Raw genomic sequence first — 20,148 nt, 5'->3', positions numbered from 1 at the left:
GCGTGCTCGAGCCATCCGCGGCAGTCGGCCGCGACACACACGGTCAGATTTTCTTCCGCCAGACGAATTTCAAACCGGACCAATCGTTGCCGAAGGCGGCGACCTTCACATCGACGACGCCGATCGGCAGCAGCAGCTCGCGCAGATCGTTCTCCGCGATGTCGCTGACGTGCCCGCCGGCCTTGCGCGGCCAGGCGATCCACAGCATGCTGCCGCGCGGCAAGTGCGCCGCCAGGTTCGGCGCCTCGGCGGCCAACTCGGCATGGGTGCGATAGAAGGCGAGCAGGACGTCTGGGGTCTCGGTGACGATCTCGACATCGGCGGGGAGATCGGGAATCTGCCAGCCGGCCGGGCGGTGCCGCAGCGCGAGCCGATGGCCGGGCTTGATCCCCAGCTTCTTCGCCAACGGCGTTCCGGAGTAACCGGCGGTCATGGTTCGACTGTAAGCGGCACGGACCGGATGCCCCCGGAATCGAGGGCAGCAAATCGGGGATATCGCCGTGCGGAAGGAGCATAGTCAGGGCATAGGACAGACCCGAGTGTGACCGAACCTGCCGAGGTGTTTGATGAATTCGCTCAAAGCACTGTTCGCGATTCCCGCCGTACCCGCCGTCGCGGTGGCCGCCATGGTGGCCACGTCCGCGCCCGCCGCAGCTCAAATCGTCGACCAGTTCGACAGCTTCTATTCGCTCACCGAGGGGCTCTGCGTCGCGCAGGTCAGCTCCGCGGTCACGAGCAATGCCTATCCGGAGCATGCGGCGTTCAGCGTGGCGACCAACATGTTCGGCGCCGGTAGCTGCAACCTGCCGCTCACGCTGAACTGGCGCAATGTGGAAACCGGCGAGACCGGCGCGTTCACGGTGACCGCCCACGGACCCGGATATTGGGGCAACAGCGGCTATTCCGCCCTGTTCCACCCGGGCATCGGCAAGTTCACCGGCACGATGACAGTCGGCGCGGCCCACATCCCCGAGCCCGGCACGGTCGAGTTCCGGGTCGATCCGTACCAGGGATAGTCCACCCGTCCCCCGGCAACCCGCGAGGCACTTGACGTGCGTCGCATCCTCTTGACGCATGCTGCAACGAGCGTCAAGAAGACGCAGCATGCGTCAAGTCGGTTGGTGGGGTGCGACGGGTGCAGCGCTTCGGCTTTCGATGGACGCCATAATCAGCGGATGAACGGGCTGTGCTGGTTTTCGGGACTGCGATGACGACTACCGTTGTCGCCCTCGTCGTCTCGGCGGCGTTGATCGCGGGGGCCTTGGTCATCTGGCCGCGGACTCGGCGGGTGGTGACCACGCCTGCCGAGCGGGCGGTGCATTCGGCGCTGCATACCGCGTCGCTGGCGGCGATTCCGTTGCGGCGCGGGCTCACCGCGCAGTCGGCGCAGGAGTCGGCTCCGCATCTGCGAGTGCTGACCGGGGCCGAGGCGCTCGGCGTGGCCGATCCGGACGGCGCGCTGCTGGCCTGGGACGGGCCGCATGCCGAACTCGCGGAACACTTCACCGAGGCGGCCAAGCGGGCCGTCGCGGGTGAGCGGCCGGTGCTGGTGTCCGGGCCGGGCAGTGGCGAGCACGCGGGGCGCACGCTGATCGCCCAGCCGCTGCTGATCGACAGCACCGGGGTGGCCGGGGCGATCGGCGTGGTCACGACCGGTCAGCCGGGGCCGGGGTGGCTCGGGGCGGTGGCCGAGGTGGCCAGGTATGCCTGCGGGCAGCTCGAATTGGCCGAGCTGGACGCCTCGCGGGCGCGGCTGGACCGCGCCGAGGTGCGGGCGTTGCGGGCCCAGATCAGCCCGCACTTCATCTACAACGCGCTCAACACCATCGCCTCGTTCGTGCGCACCGATCCGGACCGCGCCCGCGAACTGATCCTCGAATTCGCCGACTTCACCCGCTATTCCTTCCGTGCCGCAGGCGAATTCACCGTGCTGGCCGACGAGTTGCGCAATATCGAGCGCTACCTCGCCCTCGAACGCGCCCGCTTCGGCGACGCCCTGGACGTGCGCCTGCAAATCGCTCCCGAGGTCCTCGGCGTGGTGCTGCCCTTCCTCGCGCTGCAACCCCTCGTCGAAAACGCGGTCCGCCACGGCCTCGCCGGCGCGACTCGCGGCGGCACCGTCAGCATCACCGCCACCGACGCGGGCACCGACTGCCTGATCAGCGTCGAGGACGATGGCGTCGGTATGGACCCCGAACTGCTCCGCTCCGGCGCCCTCGACGCCATCGAAACCGGCAGTGGCCCCGCGAGTTCCGGCGAATCCGCGCACGTCGGCCTCGCCAACGTCGACGACCGCCTGCGCGCCGCCTTCGGCAACGACTACGGCCTCATCGTCGAAACCGCCCCGGGCGCGGGCACCAAGGTCTCCCTGCGCGTCCCGAAGTTCCGCGCCGGCATCCAAGCCTGAGCCGTGGCTCAGCGCGCGGACCCGGGACACCGCTCGCCACGGACTGCGGGGTGCATCCGCGGGTGGTGGCGGCAAACGGAGAGAAAGGCCGCGCTGTGGTGGGCCACTCGATGGGGATCCGGGTCGGGCAGCTGGGGTGATTGCTTACGATGGAGCGGTTGTGACGCGGACCACGGATAGTGCGGGCGGCACCCTGCGGGTGCTGGCTGTCGACGATGAAAAGCCTGCTCTGGACGAGCTGGTGTACCTGTTGCGCGCGCAGCCCGGGGTCGGCGAGATTCATGATGCGGCCGACGCGACCACCGCGTTGCGGGTGTTGCGCGCGCATTCGATCGATGCGGTGTTCCTGGATATCAACATGCCGGGGCTGGACGGGATGGAGCTGGCCGGGATCCTGTCGGAGTTCGCGAACCCGCCCGCGGTGGTTTTCGTGACGGCGCACGATGATCGTGCGGTGGCGGCCTACGATCTGGGCGCGGTCGACTATCTGCTGAAGCCGTTGCGCGAGGCGCGGTTGGCCGAGGCGGTGCGCCGGATCGCCTCGACTCGCGGCACGCCTGCCCCGATTGCCGACGAGCCCGGGGCCGATCCGAACGAGGTCATTCCCGTCGAACTCGGCGGCGTCACGACGCTGGTGCCCCGGTCGAGCGTCAGCTGGGTGGAGGCGGACGGCGACTACGCGCGGCTGCACACCAGCGATGGCTCCCACCTGGTGCGGATTCCGTTGTCCGCGTTGGAGTCCCGCTGGCAGGACGCGGGATTCCTGCGCGTACACCGTTCTTATCTGGTCGCGTTGCGACTCGTCACCGGCCTGCGCACAGTCGGCACCGGAACGGTGGTGTGCCTACGCGCCGACGGCAATACCGCCGCGGTGGAACTACCGGTCAGCCGCCGACAAGTCCGCGAACTGAAACAGCGTCTGGTGCACGGCCCGCGGCAGCAGTGGACCGGCCAATGACCGGACCGCTGCATCGCCCGGCCAGACAGCGCGTCGTGCTGTCGGAACGCCGCGGCGCGCGCCGAGTCCGCACCCGAATGGAAGTAGCCGAGCAAACCGAGATCGGCGAAGCCTTGATCGGCGGCCTGATCCGCGCCCAGCTCGGCCTCGCACTGCGCCTCGGCTTGATCATCGTCGTCGTATTGTGCTCACTGCCAGTGCTTTTCGGCATCGGCACCGTCGGCTCGACGGTCGTCTTCGGCCTGCGCCTACCGTGGCTCCTACTGGGCGTCGCCGTCTACCCGCTCCTCTACCTCGTCGGCCGCCTCTACGTCCACCTCGCCGAACGCAACGAGCAGGACTTCCTCGACCTGGCCGAGGACTGACGTGGCCGCACACCTGTTGATTTCCCGCATACCGAATCGCATGCGAATTGGTATGCGGGAAATCAACAGGTGTGCGGCTGGTGGGGCGCGATGACCGCGGGGGCGGTGCCGTTGTTGACGGTGTTCGCTTTGCTGTTCGCTGCGCTCGCGACGGTCGCCATCGGTGCCTACGGGGTTCGGTTGGCGCGCACCACTTCCGACTTCCTGGTGGCCTCGCGCAGCGTCAGGTCCGGCTGGAATGCTGCTGCCATCTCCGGTGAATACCTCTCGGCTGCTTCGTTTCTCGGTGTCGCGGGGTTGATCGCGAAGTACGGCGCGGATGCGCTGTGGTATCCGGTCGGATTCACCGCAGGCTACCTGTCGCTGTTGCTGTTCGTCGCCGCGCCCCTGCGCCGATCCGGGGCCTACACCGTGCCGGACTTCGCCGAATTCCGTTTGGGCTCTGTGCGATTGCGCCGGCTGGCGGCGACGGTGGTCGTGCTGGTGTGCGCGGTGTACCTGATTCCGCAGTTCCAAGGCGCGGGCTTGACGCTGCACACGCTGCTCGGAGTGCCCGATTGGGTGGGGGCGGCGGCGGTGGGCGCGATTGTGATCGCGAACGTGGCCGGCGGCGGAATGCGGTCGATCACGCTGGTGCAGGCGTTTCAGTACTGGTTGAAGTTGACGGCGGTGACGATTCCGGCGCTGGTGCTGCTCGGACATTTCCTGGCCGAGGATCGGCAGCTCGGTGCGCCCGCTCCCCCGGTGGTCACCGAGCGCACCGTGGTCGACGTGCGTACCGCGGTGGTGGTGCAGGTCGCTGCGGCACAACAGGTTTCGATCGCCGGGACGCTCGACGGCAGTCCGGTGAGCGGCCAGGTGCTGCTGCCTCCGGGTCCGCACGCGCTGTCGCCGGGCACCGAGCTGGTGCTGGAGGCAGGCGCCACGGTGCCGGTGGTCGCGGGCGCACCCGCGAACGGCGCCGAATGGCTGGAGCCGGGCGTCGGTTTCGGCGGCGCACACCCGACCTATCAGGTGTATTCGCTGATCATCGCGACGTTCCTCGGCACCATGGGCTTGCCGCATGTGCTGGTGCGCTTCTACACCAACCCGGACGGCCGGGCCGCGCGCGCGACCGCGGCGGCCGTCATCGGACTCGTCGGGGTGTTCTACCTATTCCCTATCCTGCTAGGGGTTTTCGCGCGGCTGTACGTACCGCAACTGCTGATCACCGGAACCTCCGACGCGGCCGTCGTGCTCCTGCCCGCCTCGGTGGTCCTCGGCCTGCCGGGCCAATTGCTGGCCGCCCTCGTCGCGGCCGGCGCGATCGCCGCGTTCCTGTCCACCTCGTCCGGACTGCTGGTGAGCATCGCCGGCGTGCTGAGCACCGACATGCTGCGCGGGCGAATTCGCGACTTCCGGGCGGCGGCAGTGGTGGCCGGCGCTGTGCCGCTTACCCTTTCGCTCACGGTGGCCTCGCTCGACCTGTCCCGCACGGTCGGTCTCGCGTTCTCGGTGGCCGCCTCGACCCTGTGCCCGCTGCTGGTCCTCGGCATCTGGTGGCGCGGACTCACCGCGGCGGGCGCGGGCGCCGGGCTGATCGCCGGCGGGCTGGCGGCCGGCGGCGCGACCGTCGTGTCGGTGACCGGCGGACTGTCCGGCGAGGTAGCCGACGGTTGGCCGGCCGCGCTGATCGGCTATCCGGCGGCAATCAGCGTCCCACTGGCGTTCGCGGCAATGGTGCTGGTCAGCAAGGTGACTCAGGGTCCGGGCGCCCGGCGGGTCGGCCGCATCTTCGTCCGCATGCACGCCCCCGAGCGGCTCGGCATGGGCGCCGATCGCGAAGGCACCTTGCGCTCGAACTGAGCCGTCCGGCCGCGATCGACGCTCAACCGCTCATCGCGTCACACCGACCGTTCACCGCACAATCGGCCGCGTTCCCGGAGTGACCCACACCACATCATCGTTTCCTCACGCGCGCCTGGATACGGTGCTGAACAAGTAAGCCATGTCACAAGCTAGGACGACCATGACTAGTACAGAACTCGACGGCACCGCCCCACGGCGCACGCCGAGTGCAGACGAATTCATCGAGGTACAGGCCAGCCCGGACTTCCAAGAGTTACGAACTAGGTTGCGCCGCTTCGTATTTCCGATGACCGCCCTGTTCCTGCTCTGGTACCTCAGCTATGTGCTGCTCGGCGCCTACGCGCACGACTTCATGGCGCACAAGGCCTTCGGCAACATCAACCTCGGATTGCTGCTCGGCCTCGGGCAATTCGTCTCCACCTTCGCCATCACCGCGCTCTACGTCCGGTTCGCCAACCGTGAACTGGATCCGCGCGCGGCGGCCATCCGCAACCAGCTCGAGGGAGGCCACGCGTGAGCGTCAGTACCTATGCCGCCGCCGCGACGGTCGGCAACCCGACGGCCAACATCGCCATCTTCGCGGTGTTCGTCGCGATCACCATGGTCGTGGTCGTGCGGGCCAGCCGCAACAATGCCACCGCCGCCGACTTCTTCACCGGCGGCCGCGGCTTTTCCGGACCGCAGAACGGCATCGCCATCGCGGGCGACTATCTCTCTGCCGCAAGCTTTCTCGGCATCGCCGGTGCGATCGCGGTGTATGGCTACGACGGGTTCCTGTACTCCATCGGGTTCCTGGTCGCCTGGCTCGTCGCCCTGCTGCTGGTCGCCGAAATGCTCCGGAACACCGGTAAATTCACCATGGCGGATGTGCTGAGCTTCCGGCTCAAGCAGGGCCCGGTGCGCACCGCCGCGGCGCTGACCACGCTCGCGGTGTCGCTGTTCTACCTGCTCGCGCAGATGGCCGGCGCCGGTGGCCTGGTCGCGCTGCTGCTCGACATCTCCGACAAGACCGGGCAGTCCATCGTGATCGCCGTGGTCGGCGTGCTGATGATCGTGTACGTGCTGGTCGGTGGCATGAAGGGCACCACGTGGGTGCAGATCATCAAGGCGGTGCTGCTGATCGTGGGCGCCGCGCTGATGACGGTCATGGTTTTCGCCAAGTTCGGTTTCAACCTCTCCGACATCCTCGGCTCGGCCCAGGAGCATGTCACCGGGTCCAAGGCCAAGGGCGTGGCCGCCCGCGACGTGCTGGCGCCCGGCGCGCAGTACGGCGCCAATGCCACGTCGAAACTGAACTTCCTGTCTCTCGGTCTGGCGCTGGTGCTCGGCACCGCGGGTCTCCCGCACGTGCTGATGCGCTTCTACACCGTGCCGACCGCGAAGGAGGCGCGCCGATCAGTCGTGTGGGCGATCGGGCTGATCGGCGCGTTCTACCTGTTCACCCTGGTGCTCGGCTACGGTGCCGCGGCCATCGTCGGACCGGACCGGATCCTGGCGGCGGCGGGCGGACAGAACTCCGCGGCACCGCTGCTCGCCTTCGAACTCGGCGGCGTGGTCCTGCTCGGGATCATCTCCGCGGTCGCGTTCGCCACCATCCTCGCGGTGGTCGCCGGACTGACCATCACCGCGGCGACCTCGTTCGCGCACGACATCTACGCCGGAGTCATCAAGCGCGGCAAGGTCGATGACGCCAAGCAGGTGCGGGTCTCCCGGATCACCGCGGTGGTGATCGGCTTGATCGCGATCGGCCTCGGCATCCTGGCCAACGGGCAGAACATCGCCTTCCTGGTCGCGCTGGCGTTCGCGGTGGCGGCGGCGGCGAACCTGCCGACGATCCTGTACTCGCTGTTCTGGAAGCGGTTCAACACCACCGGCGCGCTGTTCAGCATGTACGGCGGCCTGATCTCGACCATCGTGCTGATCGTGTTCTCGCCGGCCGTGTCCGGCACCGCGTCCTCCATGCTGCCGGGCTCCGATTTCGACTGGTTCCCGCTGTCCAACCCCGGAATCGTGTCCATCCCACTGGCTTTCGTGCTCGGTGCGGTCGGCACGTTCCTCGGTAAGGCGGACGAGAACCCGGCCAAGGCCGCCGAGATGGAGGTCCGTTCGCTCACCGGCGTCGGCGCCGAGAAGGCGGTTGTGCACTGATCTCTTAGCCGATAGTCGCCCCAAGCTCGAGGGTTCACAGCCCCCTTGTTCTCTCGTAAGGAGATATCGCGTGACCAGCGCAACCACCGATCCCCGCGACACCGCACCGGTGTCCTACCCACCCGGCGATACCTTCGCCGCGACGGCGAATGCCGATGCGGGACTGTATGACCTGGCGGCGGCCGATCGGATGGAGTTCTGGGCCGAGCAGGCGCGGAGGCTGTACTGGGAACAGCCGTGGACGCAGGTTCTGGACTGGAGCGACGCGCCGGTCGCGCAGTGGTTCGTCGGCGGCAAGCTCAATGTCGCCTACAACTGCGTCGACCGGCACGTGCTCGCCGGGCACGGTGACCAGATCGCCATTCACTGGGAAGGCGAGCCCGGCGACTCACGCGATATCTCCTACGAGGAACTTCGAGACGAAATCTGCAGGGCGGCAAACTATCTGACCGAGCTGGGGTTGCGGGCGGGTGATCGGGTCGCCCTCTACATGCCGATGGTGCCCGAGGCCATCGTGTCGATGCTCGCCTGCGCCCGGCTCGGGCTCACCCATTCGGTGGTGTTCGCCGGCTTCTCCCCCACCGCGCTGCGCCAGCGAGTGGACGACGCGGAGGCTCGATTGGTGATCACCACCGACGGGCAGTGGCGGCGCGGGACCGCCGCGCCGCTCAAGGCGGCGGTCGACGAGGCGCTCGGCGGTGCGCGATCGACGGTCGAGCACGTACTCGTGGTGCGGCGCACCAACATCGACGTGCCGTGGACCGAGGGTCGCGATCTGTGGTGGCACGACACGGTCACCGATGCGTCGCCCGAACACGAGGCGCAGGCGTTCGATGCCGAGCATCCGCTGTTCATCCTCTACACCTCCGGCACCACCGGGAAACCCAAGGGCATCCTGCACACCTCCGGCGGATACCTCACGCAGGCCGCGTATACGCACCACAACGTCTTCGATCACAAAGCGGGACAAGACGTTTACTGGTGCACCGCCGACATCGGCTGGGTCACCGGACACAGCTACATCGTCTATGGGCCGCTCGCCAATCGAGCCACTCAGGTGGTGTACGAGGGCACGCCCAATTCGCCGGACGAGCACCGGCATTTCCAGATCATCGAAAAGTACGGCGTCAGCATCTATTACACGGCACCGACGCTGGTACGCACCTTCATGAAGTGGGGCCGCGAAATCCCCGACGCCCACGATCTGTCCTCACTGCGGCTGCTCGGCAGCGTCGGCGAACCCATCAACCCGGAAGCCTGGCGCTGGTACCGAGAGGTCATCGGCGGCAACCGCACGCCGATCGTGGACACCTGGTGGCAGACCGAGACCGGGGCGATCATGATCTCCCCGCTGCCCGGCGTCACCGCGACCAAGCCCGGCGCGGCGATGGCCGCGCTGCCCGGCATCTCGGCGAAGGTGGTCGACGACGACGGCGCCGAACTCGACCGTGGCGCAGCCGGATTGCTGGTGCTCGACCAGCCGTGGCCGTCGATGCTGCGCGGCATCTGGGGCGACATGGACCGCTTCCGCGAGACCTACTGGGACCGATTCGCCGACGCCGGTTGGTATTTCGCCGGCGACGGAGCCAAGCTCGACGACGGCGGCGACCTGTGGGTGCTCGGCCGGGTGGACGACGTGATGAACGTGTCCGGCCATCGGATCTCCACCGCCGAAGTGGAATCCGCGCTCGTCGGGCACGCTGCGGTCGCCGAGGCTGCGGTGGTCGGCGCCAGCGACGACACCACCGGACAGGCCATCGTCGCCTTCGTCATCCTCACCGCGGGCGCGACGAACACCGGAGATCCGCTCGTCATCGAGCTAAAATCGGCGGTCTCGCACGAGATCAGCCCGATCGCCCGCCCACGCGAGATCCATCTGGTTCCGGAACTGCCGAAGACCCGCAGCGGCAAGATCATGCGCCGGCTGCTGCGCGACGTCGCCGAAGGCCGCGAGCTGGGCGATACCTCTACCTTGGTCGACCCCAAGGTCTTCGAGGCTATCGCCCGCGGGTAACTCCCGCCCCGGAGACGGACCCGGCGACCGCAATGGCGATGAGGGGTCGGGTCCGTCGCCCAGGGAGTCCCGCGATACGCGGCGGGTGGTTTAGGCTCGTGGTGTGCGAGTCACCGTGCTCCGCCTCGTCACCGTGTTCCTGCTGCTGGCGGCCTGTCTGCTGGTCGGCGCGCCGGGTGCGCAGGCCGGATTGGACAAGCGCTGCTTCACAAATGGCGCGGGCACCCGGTGCTACTACCTCCATGTGCCGTCCGGTGTGACCGCGGGCAGGCCGCTGATGGTGTACCTGCACGGGTGCGACGACCCGATCGCCCACCCGCAGCCGAGCGGCTTCTCGCTCAGGCGGGTCGCCGACGAGATGGGTTTCGTGCTCGCGTATCCGATCCAGGATCGCGCGTCGAACAAGGGCCTGTGCTGGAACTGGGACAAGGCCGGGCACCAACAGCGCGGCGAGGGTGAGCCGTCCATCATCGCGGGCCTCACCACCGCGCTCATCGATGAGTTCCACCTCGATCGCGCCCGGGTCTATCTGGGCGGTTACTCCGCGGGCGGCGCGATGACCACCAATCTCGGCGCCACCTATCCCGACCTGTACGCGGCGATCGCCCCCATGGCGGGCGCGCCGTATCTGACGAGACTCGAGGCCCGGCCGATCATCGACGCGATGGGGCGACGCGCCCGCCCGATGCCGGCCTTCTTCCTGCAAACCCTGTTCGACGAGATCAGCAACATCGTCATCGGCCGCACCAATCTCAGCCAGTGGCTCGCCGCCGACAACCTCGCCGACCCGGGTTCGGCCCCCGCCCTGCCCACCGATGTCCAGGCCCTCGCCGTCGGCCCGGGCATACCGATCCCGCTCACCGTCGAGCACTACGCCGGCCCGGCCGGCTGCGAACTCGCCCAGTTCAACCTCCCGGTACTCGCCGAACACGCCATCGGCGCCGGGTTCGTCCAGCAGGAGCACGGCCTCGAAATCCAGCGAAACCTGATGCGCTTCCTGCTCGCCCACCGCATGCCACCCCCACATCGAACCTGCTGAATCCCCCAGCGCCCCAAGACCACCCCGCCCGATCCGAGGTTTCCCAGGCGATCGCCCCGGGGTAACCCCACTGCGGCGGACCCGGCCACCGCAGCGTTGAGGGGGGCCGGGTCCGCCGCCAGAGCTATGGGACGAAGGGGGACGTTTCCCGGGCGGTGCGCAGCGAGGTGGCCCACCAGAGGAGTTGATCAAGCAGGGCGTTGGTGGTTTCTTCCAGCTCGGGGTCGCGGCGGGGCCAGGTGCCGTCGGCGGCGAAGCGTTGCCAAGCCTTGGGGATGGTGAGGGTGCGGCGGATGGGGACGGCGTTGAGTTCGGCGAAGACCTGGCGGAGGTGGGCGGCGGCGTGGCCGCCCTCGGGCTCGCTGCCGTAGCCGATAATAGTGACCGGCTTTGCGGCCCATTCGGTGTCGAACCAGTCGATGGCGTTCTTCACCGAGGCGGGGAAGCTGCGGTTGTATTCGGGGGTGACCACGACGAAGGCGTCGGCGGCGGCCAGGCGGGCGCCGAGCGCGCAGACGGCGGCGGGGGCCGGGTCGTCGTGACCGGTCAGTTGGTCGGGCAGGTCGGCGGTGGCCAGGTCGACGCGGTCCAGGTCCAGGTCGCGGCGGCGGAGGCGGGCGGCGAACCAGTCGGCGACGGTGGGGCCGAACCGGCCGGTGCGGGTGCTGCCGACGATCAGCGCCACCCGCAGCCGGGTCATCGGGCGTCCTTGGCGGCGGCGTCGAGGAAGGCCGGGATCATCGGCAGCAGCAGCTCTGGGCGGTGCACGAGGGTGATGTGTGAGGTGCCGGGGAGGATGGCCAGCTGCGCGTTCGGCAGGCCGGCGGGGGTGTCGCCCATGATGCCGCCGCCGAAGAGGCGGAACATCTCGACCGCGTGCTCGGGGCGGATGATGTCGGAATCGCCGATGACGGTGAGGGTCGGGGCCTTGATCTGACGCACCGCGTCGGCTCGGAACACCGGGCTCGCGTCCTGATCGTGTTCGGTCACCTTGGCGACCAGGCGCGGGAAGTCCGCGGGGCGCGGGGCGTTCTTCAGGTAGTCGTCGTGAAACGGTGTGCCGTGCAGCTGTTCGGGTTTCAGCTCGGCGAGGCCGTCCATCAGGCCGGGATGCATCGCGCCCGCGTCGAGACCGCCGGCGGCGAGGACCTGCTTGCGCACCAGTTCCGGGTGGGTGAGTGAAATCTGCAGGGCGACACCGGCGCCCATGCTGTAGCCGAGGATATCGGCGCGCTGCACGCCGAGTTCGTGCAGCAGCGCCACGGTGTCCTCGGCCATCTGCGGGGTGCGCAGCGGGCGGTCGATGTCGGCGGTGTGGCCGTGGGCCTGCTGTTCGATCGCGATGACCCGGCGGGTCTTGGCGAGTTCCGGGATGAGCTGGCCGAAGTCGGTGCCGATGCCGGACAGCGCGCCGTGCAGCAGGACCAGCGGGGGTTGGTCGGTCGGGGTTCCGTGCAGTTCGTAGTACATGTGCAGGCCGTTTATGTCGGCGTAGGCGCCGGGGTCGGCGGGCTTCGGGTCGGTGGATCCGCAGCCGGTCAGTAAGGCGGTGGCGGCGAGTGCGGCGGTGGCGAAGACGGTGGTGAGTTTCATGCACTCACTGTGGCCGGGGCGCCTTCCGGTTTGTTTACGGTGCGTTTCCGCTGGACCGCGGCGTGGCTAAGCTACCGGCATGCGTTTCGGTGTGCTCGGTCCGTTGCTGGTCTGGACGGATTCCGGTACGACCGTGCCGATCCCTGGTACCAAGGTGCGCGCGTTCCTGGCGGATCTGCTGGTCAATGCCGGGCAACCGGTGTCGGGTGATCGGCTCATCGATGACATCTGGGCCGATGATCCGCCCGGTAATCCGGCGGGAACGCTGGCGGCGAAGGCCTCTCAATTGCGGCGTGCGCTGGAAGACGCCGAACCCGGCGGGCGTGATCTGGTGGTCTCGCCGCCGCCTGGTTACCGGTTGGCGAGTACCGATCTCGATGCGCTGCGGTTCCGCTCGCTGGTGGCGACCGCGCGGGAGACGGCCGAGCCGCGGGCTCGGGCGCGGGTGCTGAGCGAAGCGCTCGGGCTGTGGCGTGGGCCCGCGTTCGCGGACTTTCGGGACGCCGCGTTCGCGCAACCGGCCATCGCGCAGTTGACGGAGCAGCGTCTCGTCGCGGTGGAAGAGTTGGCCGAGGCCCGGTTGTCGCTGGGCGAATATCGGGATGTGGCCAGCGAACTCGCCACCATCGTGACCGAACATCCACTGCGCGAACGGCTTCGCGCAGCCCAGTTGCGGGCGCTGTACGGGGCAGGGCGGCAGGCCGAGGCGCTGGAGAGTTACGCGGATCTGCGCAGGCAGTTGGCCGATGAACTCGGTCTCGATCCGAGTCCCGAATTGGTTGCGCTGCACCGGTCGATCCTCGGACAGGAGTTGGAACTGGCCGCGCCGCGGCCGGAAACCATACTGCGGCGGCGCAGTTCCAACATTCCCGCGCAACGCACCGAACTCATCGGGCGCGCGGCGGATCTCGCCGAATTGAGCCGTGCTGTCGGTGACGCCAGGCTGGTCACGCTGACCGGGCCAGGTGGGGTCGGTAAGACCCGGCTCGCGCTTGCCGCCGCGGCCGAGTCGACCGACCGATTCCCGCACGGCACTTGGCTGGTCGAGTTGGCGCCGCTGCAACCGACCGCGGCCGATGGGGCGAGCTTCCTCGTCGACGCGGTGTCGCAGGTGCTCGGCATTCGCGCCACCGATGGCGCCGATCCGACCGAGCTGCTGTGCGAGGTGCTGGCCGAGCAGGAACTGCTGCTGGTTCTCGACAACTGTGAACACGTCGTCGAGCACGCCGCCGATCTCGCCGAACTACTCCTCGGGGCGGCATCGAACCTGCATATCCTGGCCACCAGTCGCGAGCAGCTGCGGCTGCCCGGTGAGGAGGTCGTCGCCGTCGAACCACTCGCCATACCGGCATCCCACGCGGACCTGGCCGACCTCGAACAGTCCAGCGCGGTACAGCTTTTCGTCACCCGAGCCCGGGCCGGAGCCCGCGATTTCGTCCTCGACGCCGAGACCGCCGAGCCGGTCGCGACGCTGTGCCGCAGGCTGGACGGCATCCCGCTCGCGCTGGAACTGGCGGCGACGCGGGTGCGCGCGCTCGGCGTGCACGAGATGGTCGCTCGCCTCGATGATCGGTTCCGGCTGCTCGCCACCGGGCACCGTGGCGCCCCGCCGCGTCAGCAGACGCTCACCGCGATGATCGACTGGAGTTGGGAGTTGCTCGACGAGACGGAGCGGGCGGTGCTGCGCCGGCTCGCGGTGCACGCGGGTGGATGCACGCTCGATGCTGCCGAGATCGTTTGCGCTACAGCGGGGTTCAAGTCTGTAGGTGCCGCAACCGGCGCAGCGCTGCTAGAGGAGTCGACTATCGCCGATGTTGTTGCGCGGCTGGTGGATCGGTCGCTCGTGCAGGCCACGGGGCGGCGGTATCGGTTGCTGGAGTCGGTGGCGGCGTTCAGCCTGGATCGGCTGGCGGAGGCGGGTGAGTTCGAGGGGGTGCATCGGACGCATCATCGGTACTACCTGGGGTTGGCCGAGCAGGCGGCGCCCGAGCTGCACGGGGCCGATCAGCAGCGCTGGTTGCGGCGATTGGATGCGGAGGCGGCGAATCTGCGGGCGGCGCTGGATGGATTCGTGCGCGCCGGTGCGGCCGAGGAATCCTTGCGGCTGGTCAATGCGCTCGCGTGGTATTGGTTGCTGCGCGGGCGGTTGACCGAAGCGCGACGGTGGTTCGATGCCGCTCTCGCGCTGGGTGGTTCGGCGCAGCGGCGGGCGCCTGCCCTTGCCTGGCGAGTCGGGTTCACCTTCCAGCAGGGCGAATTCACCGACGGTGCGACCCGGCGGCGCGAGATCGCGGCCGTGTACGACACCGTCGACGATCCGGCCGGGCGCGCCCGGGCCGAGCTGTTCCTCGCGTTCTCCGCGCTCGAATCGGGTGACCTCCCGGAGCTGGAAGCCTTGGTGCACAAGGCACTTCCGGTATGCGAAGAACTCGGCGACCGCTGGGGCATCGGGCTCGGACACGTCGCGTTGGCGAAGGCCGCACACAGCCGGGTCGACTTGCCCGCGCTGGAACACCACGCCCGCACCGCCGCTCATCTGTTCGCCGAGATCGATGACCGCTGGGGCCGGCTGCAAGCCGCCGAATGGCTCGGTGGTCTCGCCGAATTGACCGGCGATCTGTCCGGCGCCACCGACATTCACACGGAGGCACTGGGTTTGGCCCAGGAGCTGGAGCTGTGGGGCCAGGTGTGCACCCATCTCTGCTGGCTCGGCTGGATCACCATGCAGCACACCGAGTTCGACCGCGCCCAAACCCTGGGTGACCAGGCCATGCGCGTCGCCGCCGAACACGGTTACGGCCCCGGCCGCATCTTCGCCTCGGTTGTCCTCGCCTTCACCGCCCGCCGCAACGGCAAACCCGAGGTCGCCGAACACATCCTGCGCGAACTCCTGGTCTTCACCCCCGCCGACGGCGAGGAAACCCCGCTGTTCATCCCCATGCTCCAGGTCGAACTCAGCTACATCCTCGAACCACGCGACCCGTCCGCGGCCCTGGCCCTATCGCTGACCGCCCTCGACGGCGCCCAACGCATCGAAGCCCCCCGCGACACCACCTTCGCCCTCGCCGCCCTGGCCGCAGCCACCGCCGCCCTGGGCAATTTCGACACCGCCGCCCAACTCCTCGGCGCCGCCCACACCATCCGCGAAACCAACGGCATCCCCCTACTCCCCGCCGAACGCCCGGACATCGACCGCCCCACCACCACCCTCCGAGCCGCCCTCGGCGAACCAGCCTTCACCGCCGCCCACACCGCAGGCACCAAACTCACCATCCCCGAAGCCCGCACCCTCGCCACCCCCTCAACCCACACCTGAGCGCGTGCCGAGCATGCTCACTACCTGCGAGCGTTCAGCACGCCGAACCGGTCTGCGTCTGAGGAGCTAGCCCTCGACGCCGCTCTGGTCCCGCTCGGTGTTCACCAACGCAGATCGTCCGTTGTCTGGGCCAATATTTCGTACAGTTCCGCACGCCAGTTCGTGGTGTCAGGCCCGAGGCGAGCCAGTTCCGGAATGGTCTCCGCTGCGGGAATCCATGGCCTTCGAGGCGAGTCGTGCGTGATCAGAGGTTCCATAACACGACGGTAGCGCTTCGCTATGGCCCGAGGAGCGGAGACTGTCAGGGCCACAAGTGAGTCCGCGTTGAACACCCGCTCGCGAAGAGCTCGATCGGATTCTCCGGCGCGGCTGACAGATCGAACTCCGGTGCTGCCCCTTCAGTACAGAAAGCTTCCTGGGGACGGCCGGTAGGGCGGCGCGACACAGGGGTCGACACGCCGGGGTTTGGTTGTCGTGAATGTCCGTTTGAACCGGAGGGGTGGGCTGTGCCGTTGACAATGCGAAGAGCGGTGCGGGCCGTTTGTCGAGGAGATCTTATGAAACGTCTTGGGCCTTGGCTCACTCTGGCGGCGGTGGCCGTGTTGGGGATTGTCTTGCTTGTTGTCAATATGTCGAAGGAGACCGAACCGGTGGCGGCTGTGCCGAATACGCCGGGGGTGACTACGAGTGTGGTGACGACCAGTGCGGTTGTTGCGCCGACTACCAGTGCGCCGCCACTACAGTTTCCGCCGAAAGCGGACTATGTCGGCAATATTCCGCTGGCGACAGGGGCTCCGATCACGCTTTCGGTCACCGTCGCGGGCGACAAGGCGACCGCTTATGCCTGTGACGGCAACAAGGTCGAGTCGTGGTTGCAGGGCACCGCGGTCGGCGGCGCGCTTCAACTGACCGGGAAGAACGACGCCAAGCTGGAGGGACGCTACGACGGCAAGGCGGTCGGGGGCACGCTGTGGCTAGGCGAGAAGAAGTGGGAATTCAGTGCCGCGCCGGTGCAATCACCTGCCGGGCTGTATGTCTACAACGAAGGTGGCGCTCGGCAGAGCTGGATTGTCGACGCGAACGGCAATGTCACGGGCGTCCAGCGTGCGCCCGACGGTTCGACTTCCCCGGCCCCGGGCCTTTCCCCCGACGCGACGGCAATCGTCAACGGCAAGAAGATAACTGCAAACAAGGTAAGTGGTGGTGACAGTGTCGGCTGATCGCGAGACGACGCCCATCGGGCAGCCGAACGCAAAAGCGTTCGCGGCCATTGCGATTCCGCTGCTGATCGGCGCTGCGGTATCGGTATTGCTCGGCGTCTACGCCAAAACCCATGAGCCGTCGGCATTCTCCGTCAATATCGCGGGCTTCTCCGGTCCGCAGGCGGTCAAGGCGTGGCTGGCGACCGTCGCATTCCTGCTCGCGCTGTGCCAATTCGCTTCGGCGCTGGCCATGTACGGCAAACTGCCGGTCCGCACACCGTCCTGGATCGGCACCGCGCACGCCTGGTCGGGCCGGTTGGCGGTGCTGGTCAGCGTCCCGGTCGCGGTGCACTGCCTGTACGCCTTGGGTTTTCAGCAATACGACACCAGGGTGCTGCTGCATTCACTGCTCGGCTGCTTCTTCTACGGCGCGTTCGTCGCGAAGATGCTGCTGCTCACCCGAAAAGGGTTGCCGGGCTGGGCGATCCCGGTCGCGGGCGGTCTCGTCCTGGCCGGGCTGACCGGCCTCTGGCTCACCTCGTCGCTCTGGTTCTTCCAGAACAACGGCCTCACCTTCTGATCGGAGATCCATCCATGACCAACGAATCGGTCTGCACCCGCCGCAGCGTGGTCGCGGCCGGCGCGGTCGTCGCGACGGCGGCCCTGACCGCCTGCACCACCTACGGCAAGGAAAACGCCGCGCCCGCACCGAATCCCGCACCCACCGGCAACCCGGCAGGCGCCGATCAGCCCGCCGGGAAGGCGCTCGCCAAGACCGCCGACGTCCCGGTCGGCGGCGGCGTGATCGTCGGCGACACCGTGGTGACGCAGCCGAGCGCAGGCACCTTCGTCGGCCTGTCCTCGGTTTGCACGCACGCAGGCTGCACGGTCGCGTCGGTGTCCGGCGGCACGATCAACTGCCCGTGCCACGGCAGCAAGTACAAGCTGGACGGCTCGGTCTCGAACGGCCCGGCAACCAAACCACTGGCCGCGAAAACCGTTCGAGTCGTGGGCGATTCGGTGGTGCCCGGCTAACCGAGGTGTTCGGCCATCCGCCGGTCCATCTCGTCCGGCGGCACGTCCTCGACATGGGTCGCCACCGTCCAGTGGTGACCCCACGGATCCTCGAACGACCCGCTGCGGTCACCGTAGAACTGGGTGGTCATCGGGCTGAGTTCGGTAGCTCCCGCGGCGAGGGCCGCCGCGAAGGCGGCATCGGAGTCCTCGACGAACACGAGCAGGTTCACCGGTGTACCGCCGACCTGTCGTGGATCGCGGAAGGACAGCTCCGCGGACGGGTCGCCGACCATGACGAGCGAGGTGCCGAACATCAGCTCGCAATGCGCGACCTTGCCGTCCGGACCAGGCATGCGCATCCGCTCCGATGCGCCGAAAACATGCTTGTAGAAATCGATCGCGGCCGCCGCGCCGTCGATCGCGAGTCCCGGCGACACCACCGGGTAGCCGTCGGGGACGGGCTTGACCTCAGACATGCGAAACCTCCATCGAGGCGATGTATCGGACGGTGTGAGCCTATCCCCGGCGCACGCCGCCCCACGACGAATCCGCCCTGATCAAGGCCCCGAAACACCCTGGAGCCGGCGCACCTGCGCGGCGGTCAGATCGCTCAACACCCCGGCCTCGACCGGTTCCGGCGCGGTCACCGCCACCTGCGCCAGCGTGCTGCCGACTTGCACGATCGCGACCGAGGAATGCAGGGTCAGCCCGTCGCTGCTGGTGCGCACCTGGAAGGCGGTCACCGCGTCACCGGCGGACGGCGGGGTCAGCCCGCCGACCCGGTAATCGACCGAGATATCGGTGGCATCCGTGCCGGAGTAATGGGTGCACCGGCGCAAGGTCGCCTGCACTTCCGAAAACGCGGACGCCACCACCGCATTCGCAAAGCTCGCCGCGTCGATATCGATGCTGGAGAAGTTCGGCCCCGAATACCCGACGGACGCCTTGGCGAGCGAGCCCGGCCGCTGCGCGGCCAACGGGGTGAGCACCTTCGCGCATTCGGCCGGGTCGGTCGGCGAGGCCTGCCCATCGGCAGCCACGTCGGCCCGCGTCGGCAGCGCGGTGAAGTTCGGCGGCAGATTCGTACCGGTCAGCAGTTGGTCACGCAACCGGTCGGCGTCCGTGATCGGTGGCGCGGTCACCGGCGCGGCGGTCGCGACCGGACCGAGCGAGGGCAGGGACGACGATTCAGGAGTCGCCGATTTCGACGATCCGCACGCCGCGACGAGCGCGGTAGCGGCGGCGGCCAGCGACAGGCCGAACCCGCGGCTCACTCCGTCCACGACACCTGCGTGTCGATCGTCTGCTCCAGCACGCTCGCGCTGCGCGGATCGCGGTAACCCTGATGCCCGCCGACCGTGATCGCCCCGGAGACCGGCAGCGGCAACCCGAGATCGACGGTGATGGTGCCGTTGCCCTGCATGACGTAGTCCTGGATATCGAGCTTGCCCGCGTTGTTGGGCAGGTTCCACACCGCGGACTTGGGCTGCTGGATGACGTCGAGCTCGATGGTCAACCGGTCGCCGTCGCGCTTGGTCAGCGTCGCCGTGGTGGTCTGCTCGAGCGTGACCCCGCCGCTGATCTCCTGCTGCACCGTCCACACCGCGCCCTCGCCGACCGGCTGATCGGGGAACGCGATCGATCGGTAGACCGCCTGATAGAAGGCCTGTTCCAGCGCGGCCCGCGCGGGATTGGAGGTGTCCGGCGACGGTTCGAGCCGCAGCGCGGTGATGGCGCCGAGGTCGCTGAGGTCGAATCCGGCATGCGAACCGCCGGTCTTGGTGAGCGCCTTGGCCAGTGCCGGGTCCGGCGTGGTGACGGTGCCCAGCGTCAGGTCGATGCCCTCGGCGTCGGTCTGCGCGGTCATCGGGATGGACAGCGCGGGCGCGGAGAAGTCGCGCGCGGGCTGATCGTTGATCTGCTGCGCGATCCGGTGCGAGGTATTCAGCGTCACCTGCTGCACGGTGCCGGCCGGGTAGTCGCGGCGCAGCAGCGAGCGCGGCTCGGCGCCGGGGTCGACGATGGTGGTGATCGCGGCCGGGATCGGCACGGTCACGCCTTTGCCGATACCGAGCGGCTCGGTGCTGTCGGGTTCCGAGCGCGACTCGGTGCCACCGCTGCAACCGGTTCCGAACGCGGTCAGGCCGACCGCGAGGACTATCAGCAGCACACCCGAACGCGCGAACCGAGGGATGTGGGGGGAAGACAACACCGTCACGAGCATCAGGGTACGACCGGTTC

General features: G+C 68.3%; 19 protein-coding genes. 13 read left to right on the top strand and 6 right to left on the bottom strand.

Annotation, left to right across the window (positions count from 1 at the left end):
- Positions 1–43: 43 nt before the first annotated feature.
- Entirely contained in the window at positions 44–433 is a 390-nt protein-coding gene (locus tag AB0M22_RS42275) for a DUF3052 domain-containing protein (protein ID WP_364738923.1), read from the bottom strand.
- 133 nt (positions 434–566) lie between these two features.
- Between AB0M22_RS42275 and AB0M22_RS42270 the strand changes: the two genes are divergently transcribed.
- The 9 genes from AB0M22_RS42270 (at position 567) to AB0M22_RS42230 (ending at position 10,779) form a co-directional block, all read left to right on the top strand.
- Positions 567–1,016 (top strand): hypothetical protein, encoded by a 450-nt coding sequence (locus AB0M22_RS42270; protein ID WP_364738921.1) that lies wholly within the window; start codon positions 567–569, stop codon positions 1,014–1,016.
- A gap of 191 nt (positions 1,017–1,207) precedes the next feature.
- Positions 1,208–2,407, top strand: coding sequence for a histidine kinase (locus AB0M22_RS42265; RefSeq protein ID WP_364738919.1), 1,200 nt, complete (start codon positions 1,208–1,210; stop codon positions 2,405–2,407).
- A 160-nt stretch (positions 2,408–2,567) separates the two neighbouring features.
- A complete protein-coding gene (locus tag AB0M22_RS42260) occupies positions 2,568–3,365 on the top strand; it encodes a LytTR family DNA-binding domain-containing protein (RefSeq protein WP_364738918.1) in 798 nt (265 codons plus the stop codon).
- Positions 3,362–3,730 (top strand): hypothetical protein, encoded by a 369-nt coding sequence (locus AB0M22_RS42255; protein ID WP_364738916.1) that lies wholly within the window; start codon positions 3,362–3,364, stop codon positions 3,728–3,730. The genes AB0M22_RS42260 and AB0M22_RS42255 overlap by 4 nt, the downstream gene beginning before the upstream one ends.
- Before the next feature lie 90 nt (positions 3,731–3,820).
- Entirely contained in the window at positions 3,821–5,575 is a 1,755-nt protein-coding gene (locus tag AB0M22_RS42250) for a cation acetate symporter (RefSeq protein ID WP_364738914.1), read from the top strand.
- A 163-nt stretch (positions 5,576–5,738) separates the two neighbouring features.
- Positions 5,739–6,095, top strand: a complete 357-nt coding sequence (locus tag AB0M22_RS42245; RefSeq protein WP_364738912.1) for a DUF485 domain-containing protein — start codon at positions 5,739–5,741, stop codon at positions 6,093–6,095.
- Positions 6,092–7,726, top strand: coding sequence for a cation acetate symporter (locus AB0M22_RS42240; protein WP_364738910.1), 1,635 nt, complete (start codon positions 6,092–6,094; stop codon positions 7,724–7,726). The genes AB0M22_RS42245 and AB0M22_RS42240 overlap by 4 nt, the downstream gene beginning before the upstream one ends.
- 70 nt (positions 7,727–7,796) lie before the next feature.
- Positions 7,797–9,740, top strand: coding sequence for an acetate--CoA ligase (acs, locus tag AB0M22_RS42235; protein ID WP_364738908.1), 1,944 nt, complete (start codon positions 7,797–7,799; stop codon positions 9,738–9,740).
- A 103-nt stretch (positions 9,741–9,843) separates the two neighbouring features.
- A complete protein-coding gene (locus AB0M22_RS42230) occupies positions 9,844–10,779 on the top strand; it encodes a PHB depolymerase family esterase (protein WP_364738906.1) in 936 nt (311 codons plus the stop codon).
- A 124-nt stretch (positions 10,780–10,903) separates the two neighbouring features.
- Here AB0M22_RS42230 and AB0M22_RS42225 read toward each other — a convergent pair whose 3' ends face one another.
- Both AB0M22_RS42225 and AB0M22_RS42220 read right to left on the bottom strand, forming a co-directional pair.
- The gene (locus tag AB0M22_RS42225; protein ID WP_364738904.1) at positions 10,904–11,479 is read right to left on the bottom strand and encodes an NAD(P)H-dependent oxidoreductase; all 576 of its coding nucleotides are present in this window, start codon (positions 11,477–11,479) and stop codon (positions 10,904–10,906) included.
- Entirely contained in the window at positions 11,476–12,372 is an 897-nt protein-coding gene (locus AB0M22_RS42220) for an alpha/beta hydrolase (protein WP_364738902.1), read from the bottom strand. The genes AB0M22_RS42225 and AB0M22_RS42220 overlap by 4 nt, the downstream gene beginning before the upstream one ends.
- Positions 12,373–12,451: 79 nt before the next feature.
- Between AB0M22_RS42220 and AB0M22_RS42215 the strand changes: the two genes are divergently transcribed.
- The 4 genes from AB0M22_RS42215 (at position 12,452) to AB0M22_RS42200 (ending at position 17,925) form a co-directional block, all read left to right on the top strand.
- A complete protein-coding gene (locus AB0M22_RS42215) occupies positions 12,452–15,688 on the top strand; it encodes a BTAD domain-containing putative transcriptional regulator (RefSeq protein ID WP_364738900.1) in 3,237 nt (1,078 codons plus the stop codon).
- A 557-nt stretch (positions 15,689–16,245) separates the two neighbouring features.
- Positions 16,246–16,908 carry a hypothetical protein gene (locus AB0M22_RS42210; protein ID WP_364738898.1) on the top strand — a complete coding sequence of 221 codons (663 nt, stop codon included), beginning with the start codon at positions 16,246–16,248 and terminating at the stop codon, positions 16,906–16,908.
- A gap of 16 nt (positions 16,909–16,924) precedes the next feature.
- Positions 16,925–17,470, top strand: coding sequence for a DUF6529 family protein (locus AB0M22_RS42205; RefSeq protein WP_364739128.1), 546 nt, complete (start codon positions 16,925–16,927; stop codon positions 17,468–17,470).
- 14 nt (positions 17,471–17,484) lie between these two features.
- Positions 17,485–17,925 (top strand): Rieske (2Fe-2S) protein, encoded by a 441-nt coding sequence (locus AB0M22_RS42200; protein ID WP_364738896.1) that lies wholly within the window; start codon positions 17,485–17,487, stop codon positions 17,923–17,925.
- Here AB0M22_RS42200 and AB0M22_RS42195 read toward each other — a convergent pair.
- From AB0M22_RS42195 to AB0M22_RS42185, 3 genes are all read right to left on the bottom strand, one after another.
- The gene (locus AB0M22_RS42195; RefSeq protein ID WP_364738894.1) at positions 17,922–18,383 is read right to left on the bottom strand and encodes a VOC family protein; all 462 of its coding nucleotides are present in this window, start codon (positions 18,381–18,383) and stop codon (positions 17,922–17,924) included. The two genes, AB0M22_RS42200 and AB0M22_RS42195, sit on opposite strands and share 4 nt — an antisense overlap.
- Positions 18,384–18,464: 81 nt before the next feature.
- A complete protein-coding gene (locus AB0M22_RS42190) occupies positions 18,465–19,190 on the bottom strand; it encodes a hypothetical protein (RefSeq protein ID WP_364738892.1) in 726 nt (241 codons plus the stop codon).
- On the bottom strand, positions 19,178–20,131 hold the full coding sequence (locus AB0M22_RS42185; protein ID WP_364738890.1) for a hypothetical protein: 954 nt from the start codon (positions 20,129–20,131) through the stop codon (positions 19,178–19,180). Before AB0M22_RS42185 ends, AB0M22_RS42190 begins: the two co-directional genes overlap by 13 nt.
- Positions 20,132–20,148: the final 17 nt, after the last annotated feature.

Source organism: Nocardia sp. NPDC051756 (assembly GCF_040681495.1).
Classification (GTDB): Bacteria; Actinomycetota; Actinomycetes; order Mycobacteriales; family Mycobacteriaceae; genus Nocardia.
This window is presented reverse-complemented; position numbering and strand designations above follow the sequence as displayed.

Bases quoted from the DNA above. Each gene is read 5' to 3' on its own strand.
- AB0M22_RS42275 (WP_364738923.1), bottom strand. From the start codon at position 433: ATGACCGCCGGTTACTCCGGAACGCCGTTGGCGAAGAAGCTGGGGATC.
- AB0M22_RS42270 (WP_364738921.1), top strand. From the start codon at position 567: ATGAATTCGCTCAAAGCACTGTTCGCGATTCCCGCCGTACCCGCCGTC.
- AB0M22_RS42265 (WP_364738919.1), top strand. From the start codon at position 1,208: ATGACGACTACCGTTGTCGCCCTCGTCGTCTCGGCGGCGTTGATCGCG.
- AB0M22_RS42255 (WP_364738916.1), top strand. From the start codon at position 3,362: ATGACCGGACCGCTGCATCGCCCGGCCAGACAGCGCGTCGTGCTGTCG.
- AB0M22_RS42250 (WP_364738914.1), top strand. From the start codon at position 3,821: ATGACCGCGGGGGCGGTGCCGTTGTTGACGGTGTTCGCTTTGCTGTTC.
- AB0M22_RS42245 (WP_364738912.1), top strand. From the start codon at position 5,739: ATGACTAGTACAGAACTCGACGGCACCGCCCCACGGCGCACGCCGAGT.
- AB0M22_RS42225 (WP_364738904.1), bottom strand. From the start codon at position 11,479: ATGACCCGGCTGCGGGTGGCGCTGATCGTCGGCAGCACCCGCACCGGC.
- AB0M22_RS42220 (WP_364738902.1), bottom strand. From the start codon at position 12,372: ATGAAACTCACCACCGTCTTCGCCACCGCCGCACTCGCCGCCACCGCC.
- AB0M22_RS42215 (WP_364738900.1), top strand. From the start codon at position 12,452: ATGCGTTTCGGTGTGCTCGGTCCGTTGCTGGTCTGGACGGATTCCGGT.
- AB0M22_RS42210 (WP_364738898.1), top strand. From the start codon at position 16,246: ATGAAACGTCTTGGGCCTTGGCTCACTCTGGCGGCGGTGGCCGTGTTG.
- AB0M22_RS42200 (WP_364738896.1), top strand. From the start codon at position 17,485: ATGACCAACGAATCGGTCTGCACCCGCCGCAGCGTGGTCGCGGCCGGC.
- AB0M22_RS42195 (WP_364738894.1), bottom strand. From the start codon at position 18,383: ATGTCTGAGGTCAAGCCCGTCCCCGACGGCTACCCGGTGGTGTCGCCG.
- AB0M22_RS42185 (WP_364738890.1), bottom strand. From the start codon at position 20,131: ATGCTCGTGACGGTGTTGTCTTCCCCCCACATCCCTCGGTTCGCGCGT.